Consider the following 11586-nt stretch of genomic DNA (forward strand, 5'->3'; position numbering starts at 1 on the left):
ACATCAGCTTTTGCATAACAGAGTCTCTCTTCATAAGGTGGTCAAACTGTCGATTTTGCCGTTTTGCATATGAGCGATTTGATGCGCCAATGCGTGGGCTTCTGCAGGATCGTGAGTGACATAAACGGCGGTAATTTCTAATGTGCGAAGTAGCTGCGCCATCTCATCACACAGAGAACGACGTAAGGCAACATCAAGGTTAGAAAGGGGTTCATCAAACAATAAAATTTCAGGTTCTGCGATAATGGCGCGGGCTAATGCCACCCGCTGCTGCTGACCGCCAGAAAGGTCGGCAGGTTTACGCTTGGCAAAACCGGCTAATCCAACCCGCTCTAAGGCTTGGTTTACTCTGCCCTCTATTTCTTGACGCGCCACTTTGCGCATACGTAAAGGAAAAGCCACGTTCTGAAATACGGTCATGTGGGGCCAAAGTGCATAATCTTGAAACACCATACCTAAATTGCGCTGTTCTGGCGGGACAAGTCGCTGGGCACTTGCTACCCGCTTTTCATTCAAGAAAATCTCGCCTGAGCTTGGTTGTAATAACCCAGCTAACAGCTTCAATAAGGTACTTTTACCGCAACCGGAGGGGCCTAATAGCGCTAAGATAGAGCCTTTTGCGACAGTCAGATCAATCCCATCCAGCACCGTTTGATGAGCAAAAACTTGAGAGAGTTTGTGAATAGAAATCATCGGATGCTGCGAGGCTAATTGCGTATTCGCTGCGTTAGCTTTTTGAAAGGCATCCTGACTCCCATTCAATGAAGAGAGTGCGTTTAACATACATTGTTATCCTCTTTGGGACTTAATCGTTATCGAGGATGCTACGAAAGGAATGGGTCAGTGAGATGACAAATTTATGATGGAATAATGACAAGGTGAATGGCATCGATGGGATTATTAATATAGTAAATAAGATAGGAAAGGATGAGTTTCCTCACCCTTCCCATCATTTTATTCAGTCGTCGATTGAGCTTGATGGACTGCGATATAGCGCTGATAACGTTGTGGTTTCAAACGGCTTAAATCCACCAAAACCAAACCGTCGATGCAGTCGTTAAACGCAGGGTCAGTACCAAAATCAATAAACTGCACACCGCCGGGTTCACACAGTTCAGTGTACTGTTTATACAAAGTCGGAATAGAGCAGCCAATATTGCTGAGTAAGCTTTTTAGCTTCACTAAATCTTCTTGGTAGTTATTGCCATCAAACTGGGCTAAAACCTGTGGTAGTGACGCAGGGTAAGGCTTACGGGATTGCGCCATTGCCAGCTCCGAGGAGAAATAGAGGCGATAAAAAGCAATCAGCAAGTCACGCGCGGCAACAGGCATGCTTCCAGAGATAGACACTGGACCAAACAGATAACGATATTGCGGATACTTCGCTAAATATGCACCAATACCTAACCAAAGATAATCTAAGCCGCGTTTTCCCCAATAGGCAGGCTGAATAAAACTGCGTCCTAATTCAATCCCTTGAGCCAAAATCGGCATCATGTCTTGGTTATAGTGAAACAGGCTATTACTGTAGATCCCTTCTAGCCCTTTTTTCTCTAGCTGCTGCTCCGTCGGCACAAATCGATATGCGCCCACCACTTCTAAATCATCTTCATCCCATAAAATAAGATGGTAATAATCGTCATCGAAACTATCGAGATCACGGCGTCGACCGGAACCTTCTCCTACCGCACGAAATGCGATTTCCCGCAATCGTCCTAGCTCACGTAGAATCGGCGTTCGCTCTTCTTGCTGGCGCTGGTAGAGGTAAATAATTTTACCATCGGGAGTCACGCCTAGTTGCTCGCAAGCCGCTAGAGCCTTTTTCAGTTCAATGCGATCTTCAGGTAACGCGATTGGGGCTTCACAGGTAAACAGCCCCGCCTTTCCTTTCCCTAGCAGATACACATGGCGACGAAACCGCTCTGCCAGTTCATTATCATTCGTTCGCCCGTCATACCATTGGGAAAACGGGATACGCCCGCCGATACGTAATTTGATGCGATTATTGCGCTGCTTGAACATTTCGTTCACCAGCATCAAAGCCGATAGCGGCTTATACACCAAGGATGTTGTGTAGAACAGCAGGCTGTTATGGGCTTGCACATGCACAGGAACAATCGGTGCACGCGATTTGGCGGCTAAACGTAAAAAACCTGTGCGCCAATGACAATCACGAACGCCTTTCGTACCCCAACGAGAAACTTCCCCCGCAGGGAAAACAACCAAGGCCCCTTGGTTATCAAGATGAGATTGCATACCGACGACTTGCTGGCGGTTGGTGCGATTGCCAACATTATCGACAGGAATAAATAAGCTTTGAAGTGGCTCAAGGTAACTGAGCATTTGGTTGGCGACGATTTTGACATCTGGTCTAACCGTTGCTACTGCGCGTAAAATTGCGAGCCCATCAAGGGAGCCAATCGGATGATTTGCAACAAATAAGACCGGCCCTTGGCTTGGGATATTCTCTAAATCCCCATCGCCTAATTCGCAACGGACATTCAAGTCATTCATAAACTGCTCGACAAGATCGAGCCCTTTTAAATGCGGATAATCTTCAGCAAGCTGCTGGAAATCTCTTTCATGTAATAAACGCTTTAATAACTTCCGTTTCCAAGCGGGCAGTGTTTGCTGCGGAAAAGCACTTTCCAGTAAAGCATCAACACTAAACATAATGAAGTCCTCTCACATGCGCGTTATTGGCAAATTTAAGTCATAATAATGACGAATAAATAACCACTTTGTGACAAGATTATGAAATAAATGATGCAAGAACTATACGTCATTATCCGAGAAATCCTCGACACTTTTGACGATTTCTTCTCCATTTAGCTTCTGTTTACTTTCCATCTAAAAATATTTTCTTTTTATTCAGTCAATTACAAATTCAGTCTTCGCTAAAAAAACTGGCACAAACCCTGCATTAGCTCTCTTGAAAGGGCGGGAAACCGCTACACAAAAATAGAGGAGCAATGTTGATGGAAAAAGTCATCACCGTCTGCCCGTATTGCGCCTCAGGCTGTAAAATCAACCTGAAGGTGGAGAACGGGAAGATCATTGGCGCAGAAGGCGCAAATGGTCACACAAATGAAGGGGAGCTTTGCCTGAAAGGTTACTATGGCTGGGACTTCATTCATGACACTAAAATTTTAACGCCGCGTTTAAAAAATCCGATGATCCGCCGTCAGCGTGGTGGCAAATTAGAGGTCGTTTCTTGGGAGGAAGCCATTGAATTTGCAAGCTCCCGTTTATTAGCCATCAAAGAAAAATATGGCCCAAAAGCCATCATGACGACAGGCTCTTCCCGCGGTCCGGGTAACGAAGCTAACTTCGTGATGCAGAAATTTGTTCGTGCAGCGGTCGGTAGTAACAATATCGACTGCTGTGCTCGTGTCTGACACGGCCCTTCGGTTGCAGGTCTGCAGCGTTCGGTCGGTAATGGCGCAATGAGCAACTCAATTGTTGAAATTGAGGATACCAAATGTATTTTTGTCTTCGGTTATAACGCCGCGGACTCACACCCTATTGTCGCTCGCCGTATTTTAAAAGCGAAAGAGAAAGGGGCACAAATTATTGTCTGCGACCCGCGTTACATTGAAACCGCGCGTATTGCAGATATTCACTTACCACTGAAAAATGGTTCGAATATCGCATTATTGAATGCGTTAGCCTACGTTATCATCGAGGAAAATCTGTATGATCATGCCTTTATCGAGGCACATACCGACAAATTCGACGAATATCGTGCATTAGTCGCGCCATACACACCTGAATCGGTTGAAGAGATCACCGGCATCAAAGCCGAGGATATCCGCAGAACCGCACGGATGTACGCTAAAGCTGAAAATGCCACCATTTTATGGGGCATGGGTGTCACTCAGTTCTATCAAGGGGTGGAGACCGTCCAGTCTCTGACCAGCTTGGCATTACTGACAGGCAACCTTGGCAAGCCGCATGTGGGTGTGGGTCCTGTACGTGGTCAAAATAACGTACAAGGTGCCTGCGATATGGGTGCATTACCGAATACGCTACCGGGCTATCAGTATGTTTCGGATAAAGCGGCACTCGAGAAATTCGCTAAATTCTGGGGCATTGACGCAATGCCGGATGAAAATGGTATTCCATTGAGCGAAGTCCCTCACTTTATCGATGAAGGCGTGCTGAAAGCGCACTATGTGATGGGTGAAGATCCACTGCAAACAGAGCCGGATTTAGCAACTATCCGCCGCACGTTCGACAAACTTGAGCTGTTAATCGTGCAAGATATCTTTATGACTAAAACCGCGTCAATAGCAGACGTGATTTTCCCAGCCACTTCTTGGGGGGAACATGAAGGTGTTTATACGGCGGCTGACCGTGGTTTCCAACGCTTCTATAAAGCGGTAGAGCCTGTGGGTGATGTGAAAACTGACTGGGAAATCATCAGTTTAATGTCAACCGCAATGGGCTACCCAATGCACTACAACAACACCAAAGAAATTTGGGATGAGCTGCGTGAGCTTTGCCCGATTTATTTTGGTGCGACTTACGAGAAAATGGCGGGCTTGGCATACATTCAATGGCCATGTCGTACATTAGAAAGTGAAGGCACCGAGTACCTGTATGAAGGTGGTAATTTCGATACACCAAATGGTCGCGGTCAATTCTTTACTTGCGAATGGCGTCCACCAATAGACCAAGTCAGTGCTGATTACCCAATGGTTCTTGCCACCGTGCGTGAAGTGGGTCACTACTCTTGCCGCTCTATGACCGGTAACTGTAAAGCCCTAGCCTCTCTCGCTGATGAACCGGGTTTTGTTCAGATCAATACAGCTGATGCGAAAGCGTTAGGCATTAAGGATCAGGAACTGGTTTGGGTCTGTTCACGACAAGGTAAAGTCATCACTCGCGCCAATATCAGCGACCGCCCAAATAAAGGCGCCGTATATATGACGTATCAGTGGTGGATTGGTGCTTGTAATGAGCTGGTCGCCGAAAACTTAAGCCCGATAACCAAAACACCAGAATACAAATATTGTGCGGTGCGAGTTGAGCCTATCGCGGATCAACATCAAGCCGAGCATTATGTGGTTCAGGAGTATACGGGTATCAAGCGTCGCTTACGTGAGGCAGCTGAAGGCTTATAGTTTATTTTGACACTTTGCACTGTAGGAATGCGTATATAAAGCAAATCTACAGTGCAAATTATATTAAAAGCTACCGATATTAAAAATCACATAACGATAATAAACATCGCCATTCAACAAGCGATTAAAATAAAACATTAATCGCCATTAAAAACTATTTAATAAAAAAATAACCTTCCAACAAAATAATTAACATCCTTTATTTTCATTATTTAAAAGGTTTTTCTTTTATCTTTATTCCTTTCTACCAATCTCTAAATAATTCGCGTTGTGGCTAGGCGGCAGACGCAGCTAAGCCCTAGGAGCATACATAAGTATGTGACTAGGGTTAGTAAGGATAGCCAACAACGCCACAGCGTGAAGTATGACGAGATTAAGTATGTGACGAAGGTTAGCAAGGTAAGCCAACAACGCCACAGCGTGAAGTATGACGAGATTATTGGAAAAGGTCTTGAACGTTGATTCCCAATCTCTGCATCCTTGAAAGCAACGTCGTACGCTTCAACCCTAAACGAGCTGCCGCCCCTCTCGCCCCTGCAACCACCCCATTGGTGGCTTTCAGCGCTTCAATAATGCGGTTTCGCTCTTCATCATCGCTCTCTGGCGCATCCGTCTGCATTTTCCGCTCTAATGAACTGGGCTTATTCAGAGCTTCTTTAATACGAGATGGTTTTGGGATATTTAGCTCATGCAGTTGAATATTCAGCGTATTTCCACGGGTTAAAATGACCGCGCGTTCAATCACATTTTCCAGCTCTCGCACATTTCCCGGCCATGGATACAGTGATAACTGCGCGAGTGCATCGCGAGGAATACACTCAATTTTACGGTTCATACGCTGCGCCATTTTCTTGGTGAAATAGGTCGCAAGCAGCGGAATATCTTCTGGTCGGTCACGCAATGGCGGGATCACAATCGGGAATACATTCAAACGATAATAGAGATCTTCACGGAACTCTCGGTCTTCCGTCATCGATTTTAAGTTGCGATTGGTCGCCGCTACAAGGCGCACATCCACAGGGATAACTTTATTGCCACCAATGCGCTCAATCTCACGCTCTTGCAAAACACGCAATAATTTTGGTTGTAAATCCAATGGCATATCACCAATTTCATCTAAAAACAGCGTGCTTTTATCCGCCATTTCAAAGCGACCAATATGGGTGCTCATCGCGCCTGTAAATGCGCCTTTATCATGCCCAAACAGGTCACTTTCCAGTAAACCTGTTGGAATTGCCGCACAGTTCATTTTAATCAGCGAGCGTTGGTGACGATGGCTAAGTTGGTGAACGGCTCTGGCAATTAACTCTTTACCGGTGCCCGTTTCACCCAAGATGAGCACGGTGCTATCACTGCGAGCGACTAAATCCACTTGCTCCAATACTTCACGCATCGCCTGACTTTGGAAGACTATTTCACTGAAACTATTGGTGTTTTGGATCTGTTCATTGAGCCATAAATTTTCATTTTTCAGGCTATCTTTGAGGCGAGTGATCTCGCCATACGCCGCGGCATTATCCACAGCAATCGCAAAACGCGCCGCGACTTGTTTCAATAAATTGCAGTTATCTTCGGTGAAAATATGGTCATCTTCATGGGATAACACCAAAACACCCAATGGCTTATGATTGAATGCCAACGGCAATAATAAGGTTTCCGTCATCCCTTCTGCACACAAATTTTGATACAGAGGATCTTGCGTTTGACTATCGAGCGTTAAGCGCAGCGGTTTGTTGCTCTCTAAGACTTGAGTGAGATCCGCATGCAGTTCATTAAGATGATACTGGCTTTTTTTAACGGGTTTTGAGCGTTGATAATGGCTTGAATAACAAAGATAAACCGCTGAACTGACATTATCACAAAGAGCAACGCTAATTTGACTAATACCAAAAAATCGGTAAATTTCTCGCGAAACTTCAGCCACTAACCCATCCATTTCAAGATGAGAAAGTACTGAGTTAGTGATGTCCACAAGGATCCTGAATTGGTCACGTTCATGACGAATTTGTTCGGTGGTTTCGGATATGCTCACAAAATCTCCAATCTCGCCCTAATTCGCTGCATTGCTAAGCCATTTAATTACTTCGATGACTAACAATAATGAGAATTAGTTAAAGTTTTAAATTTTCATTTATAAACGACTTATTTATCCATAATAAAAATAAAAAAGTTTAATACTGTGATTAATGCGATTGCTGTTTTTGATTTAATACTAATATTGTAGTCATTATTTGAAAAAATAATATCGAAGTCTGATTTAAGTTTGATCCATTCACCTATTTTAGATATTGGTTGATTTAACCCAATATCCGCTTAATACCGATTTCATGCCTCTCGACAATAATGTCGAAAACTGTGTCGAATATGAAATCTCTATTTTTTCGTGATTATCCGAGAATAAGTAACCGAATGATTTTATTGAATTAATTTATTTAACGAATTTGGCACGATCCATGCTTATCTCTGAGTATTGTCAGCATAAGACGAGGCAATTGGAATAGACCGGATCCCATGCCCGTTTACGATCATTCAGGAGAATATGATGAACCGTTTCATCATTGCAGACCCAAAAAAGTGCATTGGCTGTCACACCTGTGAAGTGGCTTGTGTGGTCTCCCACCAAGAGCAAGAAACAGGGATTGCCACAGTTGTGAAGGATGAATTTTTTCCACGTATTCATGTGCTAAAAGGCTATACCGTCAGCACAGCGGTGGTGTGCCGCCAGTGTGAAGACGCCCCCTGCGCCAATGTGTGCCCTAATGGCGCCATCAGTCGTAAAGATGATTTCGTGTACGTAGACCAATCTAAATGCATTGGTTGCAAAACCTGTGTTATCGCTTGCCCTTACGGCACCATGGAAGTGATTAGCCGTCCCGTAGCTCAGCACACCACGGCACTCAATACCATTCCACAGTATCGTGCTGAGGCGCATAAATGCGACTTATGCCATACCCGTGAAGGTGGGCCTGCTTGCGTAGAAGTCTGTCCTACAGAAGCCTTAATGATCGTCGACAGAAATAAAATGGATGAAATTATCAAAGAACGCCGCCGTCGCGCTGCCTTTGAAAATCCAGCGGATATTTTGTCTTAAGGAATGACAAATGCATGAAGTTGCCTTATGCCAAAGCGCATTTGAGATTATTGAACAGCACGCTAAACGCAACCATGCTCGGCGGGTGACAGGTGTGTGGTTAGAACTCAGCGCCGTATCTTGTGTAGAGGAATCCGCCGTGCATTTTTGTTTCGATATTATTTGCCGTAATACCCTCGCCCAAGGTGCCGAATTACATATTGTGATTTCCCCTGCCCAAGCACAATGCCGAGATTGTCAGCATCAGGTACAAATAACCCAATTTGGTGAAGGATGCCCCCACTGCGGCAGCCAAAATTTAATTGTCGACAACGCTAGCGCCATGCAAGTGAAGCAGATTGAAATTGAATAACCCGTTTAGGAGCCAGTTATGTGTTTAGGTATTCCCGGTCAAGTGGTTGCCGTTGGCCAAACCCCCATGGATAGCGCCCAAGTGGATGTTTGTGGTGTCCAGCGTGAAGTGAATATTGCCCTTGTCTGTGAAGGGGATACCGAGAGTATGGTCGGTAAATGGGTATTAGTTCACGTCGGTTTCGCCATGAGTATTCTCGATGAAAAAGAAGCTAAAGATACCTTAGAAGCGTTAATGGCAATGGAAGAAGTTGAGGAAGATGTAGGGTATTTTTTGAGAGGAAACGCGTGATAGCACGTGTTTATTCCCCCACTGCTTTTTGTATTTCACACCTTTTTACGCATCAAAAAACCTGACACACTTTTGTGTCAGGTTTCATTAATTACCGTTTTACTCAATCAAACTATCAATCACACTCTGTAATTAGATAGCTTCAACTGGCACATAAACCGGCCACCAAGATTGTGCTTCAACAGAAACATCAACAATCTTTCTTGGATAATTGGCAACATCTTGGCTGTTTTTCGCATAATCTTTTTGGAAATACAGTAAGCTATCTACCATGTCGGTGGTCAGTAGTCCCGGCAAGTCAATTAACCAAATGAGAGAAATGGCTTCTTCACGAGACAGACCACTGCGGATCATTTGGTCACGAATTTGGTCTGCAATACCACAGCCCGCAGTTCCTGCACCAAAGATAACCACTTTTTGCTCACTCCAAGGCGTTTTACTTAATTTCACCGCATTCAATAAGCCCGACAATACAATGGCACCCGTGCCTTGCACATCATCGTTAAATGTCGCGAAATTCGCTCTGTATTTATCCAAAATGCGACGCGCATTTGTTGAACCGAAATCTTCCCAGTGCATAACAGCATTTGGAAATAGCTTTCTTGCCGCTTTGACATAAGCATCAACAAAATCGTCATAGACTTTGCCTTGAATACGCTCATGACGATTACCCACATAGGATGGGTCATTTAACAGTTTTTCATTGTTAGTCCCGACATCGAGAACAACAGGAATAACACTGTGAGGATCTACGCCCGCTGCGGCAGTATAAACAGCCAGCTTACCGACTGAAATATCGATACCATTAGAACCCCAGTCTCCGATGCCTAAAATTTCTTCTGCGTCAGTGGTCACAATCAGTCGAATATCACCACCTTCAGCACCGAATGCACGCAGCTTTTCTTCGATTAATTCAGGTTCATTAATACTGAGGAAGATCCCGCGAGGACGAGTAATAATCTCGCTATAGTTTTCAATGGCATCGCCGACAACTGGGTCATAAACGACTGGCAGCATTTCCAGCATATGACGTTGTAATAATGCATAAAATAATGTCACGTTATTATCGTGCAAACGCCACATGTAAATATGTTTATCTAAATCAGAATGGCATCCACGGTAAGCGTGACAAGCACGGTTTAATTGTGTTTCCATATACTCAGTGACAACAGGAGGAAGAATACCATTTAAGTCCAGCGCTTTTCGTTCTTCTTCAGTAAAAGCCGTTCCTTTATTTAATGATGGATCGCGTAATACTTCATATCCTCTTGCCGTCGTTTTTATTTTACGAATGTTATTTTCCACAACAACTTTAGCTTGACGATTATACATAATTAATACCTTTTAATTTAAATATTATAATTTTGGGGAAACTACGCGCCAGATAGACCATTTCCTGTCATATCAATCGGATTGACATATTTATTAAAATCTTCTTCACTTATTTTCCCAGAAGCGATTGCGGATTCTTTTAGTGTGATATTTTTCGCTATTGCATTTTCAGCAATATGTGCGGCATTTTGATAACCAATAATTGGGGATAATGCCGTGACTAACATGACACTATTGTCCACATACTCGGTTATTTTCGTATTATTTAATTCAGTGCCTTCTACGGAATATTCCATAAATTTACGGTAGCCATCAGAAATAATACGAATGGAATGCAGGAGGTTATTAATAATTACCGGTCTCATCGCATTTAATTCAAAGTTACCTTGGCTACCCGATATCGCAATCGCCGCATCGTTACCCATAACCTGAATACCAATCATGACCATCGCTTCACATTGAGTCGGATTCACTTTACCCGGCATGATAGATGAACCAGGCTCATTCGATGGCAGTATTAACTCGCTGAAACCACAACGGGGGCCCGAAGCTAACCAGCGCATATCATTCGCAATTTTGATAAGTGCGACAGCTAATCCACGAATAGCGGCATGTGCATTGCAGTAGGGAATGTATCATTGGAAGACTGGCCCATGTTGACATCATCATTGGGTCCAACGGGTAATTGAGTTCCTAATGAGCCACCTAATAATTGAATTGCGCGGTTAGAAATAACCTCATTCACATTCATATTAGATTGTGTACCAGAGCCCGTTTGCCATACATAAAGCGGATAGTGTTCATCTAATTGACCCTGAATAGTTTCATCCGCTGCGATAACGATCGCTTCTTTTTTCCATTCAGGTAAACGACCTGCTTCGCAGTTAACCAATGCACAGGCTTTTTTTACATAGCCATACGCGTGGTAAACCGATTTTGGCATTAAGTCATCGCCAATATTAAAGTGCTGTAATGAACGTTGAGTCTGTGCCCCCCCAATAACGATTTGCAGGAACATTTACTTTTCCCATGCTATCGAATTCTTCACGGGTGCCTGTTTCATTAATACCAATAGGGATGCTCTTATTTAGAATATAATCAGTCATTACAATAACTCCATTTTAAATATAAAACATATGAGCAATTCCTATACTAAGTTAAAAAAATTAATTAAACATCAAATACCAAACATACGTTCAAATAAGATATTTAAGCTATCAAGATAACAAAAACACAGTTTAAAATATAAAAAATAAATTACCTTACGATTTTTTATAAAATATAATTATCGCAAACAGACTGTCTATCTCATCCAGAAATAATATAAAAACTAAAGTTTCAAAATAATATTAAAAACAATATAATGTATTATCAATCTTATCTTATCTTTTAAT

Annotated in this window: 8 protein-coding genes and 1 pseudogene; 4 read left to right on the forward strand and 5 right to left on the reverse strand. The window is 43.4% G+C overall.

The genetic code is table 11. The annotated features are described in order from the left end of the window. Positions 1-30: 30 nt before the first annotated feature. Complete coding sequence (locus GKR48_RS09345) at positions 31-783, reverse strand: ABC transporter ATP-binding protein (protein WP_154627885.1); 753 nt, start codon at positions 781-783, stop codon at positions 31-33. A gap of 171 nt (positions 784-954) precedes the next feature. Further along, positions 955-2673 carry a lysophospholipid acyltransferase family protein gene (locus tag GKR48_RS09350; RefSeq protein WP_154627886.1) on the reverse strand — a complete coding sequence of 573 codons (1719 nt, stop codon included), beginning with the start codon at positions 2671-2673 and terminating at the stop codon, positions 955-957. A 305-nt stretch (positions 2674-2978) separates the two neighbouring features. Here GKR48_RS09350 and fdhF point away from each other — a divergent pair, with 305 nt between their 5' ends. Next, positions 2979-5126, forward strand: coding sequence for a formate dehydrogenase subunit alpha (fdhF, locus tag GKR48_RS09355; protein WP_154627887.1), 2148 nt, complete (start codon positions 2979-2981; stop codon positions 5124-5126). A gap of 436 nt (positions 5127-5562) precedes the next feature. On the opposite strand, the gene GKR48_RS09360 is transcribed toward fdhF, so the two are convergent. Beyond that, the gene (locus tag GKR48_RS09360) at positions 5563-7158 is read right to left on the reverse strand and encodes a sigma 54-interacting transcriptional regulator (protein WP_336431139.1); all 1596 of its coding nucleotides are present in this window, start codon (positions 7156-7158) and stop codon (positions 5563-5565) included. A 510-nt stretch (positions 7159-7668) separates the two neighbouring features. Here GKR48_RS09360 and hydN point away from each other — a divergent pair. Genes hydN through hybG form a run of 3 tightly spaced genes read left to right on the forward strand, consistent with a single transcriptional unit; the run spans position 7669 to position 8860 of the window. After that, positions 7669-8217 carry an electron transport protein HydN gene (gene hydN, locus GKR48_RS09365; RefSeq protein WP_132496486.1) on the forward strand — a complete coding sequence of 183 codons (549 nt, stop codon included), beginning with the start codon at positions 7669-7671 and terminating at the stop codon, positions 8215-8217. 10 nt (positions 8218-8227) lie between these two features. Next, the gene (gene hypA, locus GKR48_RS09370; RefSeq protein WP_154627888.1) at positions 8228-8569 is read left to right on the forward strand and encodes a hydrogenase maturation nickel metallochaperone HypA; all 342 of its coding nucleotides are present in this window, start codon (positions 8228-8230) and stop codon (positions 8567-8569) included. A gap of 18 nt (positions 8570-8587) precedes the next feature. Then, complete coding sequence (gene hybG / locus GKR48_RS09375; RefSeq protein ID WP_154627889.1) at positions 8588-8860, forward strand: hydrogenase maturation factor HybG; 273 nt, start codon at positions 8588-8590, stop codon at positions 8858-8860. Positions 8861-8992: 132 nt separating this feature from the next. Here the strand turns inward: hybG and maeA are convergent, their stop codons facing one another. Further along, positions 8993-10192, reverse strand: coding sequence for an oxaloacetate-decarboxylating malate dehydrogenase (gene maeA / locus GKR48_RS09380; protein WP_230088633.1), 1200 nt, complete (start codon positions 10190-10192; stop codon positions 8993-8995). Positions 10193-10233: 41 nt separating this feature from the next. Next, positions 10234-11298, reverse strand: a pseudogene (locus tag GKR48_RS09385) (lyase family protein). Between the last annotated feature and the right edge of the window lie 288 nt (positions 11299-11586).

Origin of the sequence: Providencia sp. wls1943, assembly GCF_009706275.1 — a bacterium.
In the GTDB taxonomy this organism is placed as follows: domain Bacteria; phylum Pseudomonadota; class Gammaproteobacteria; order Enterobacterales; family Enterobacteriaceae; genus Providencia; species Providencia zhijiangensis.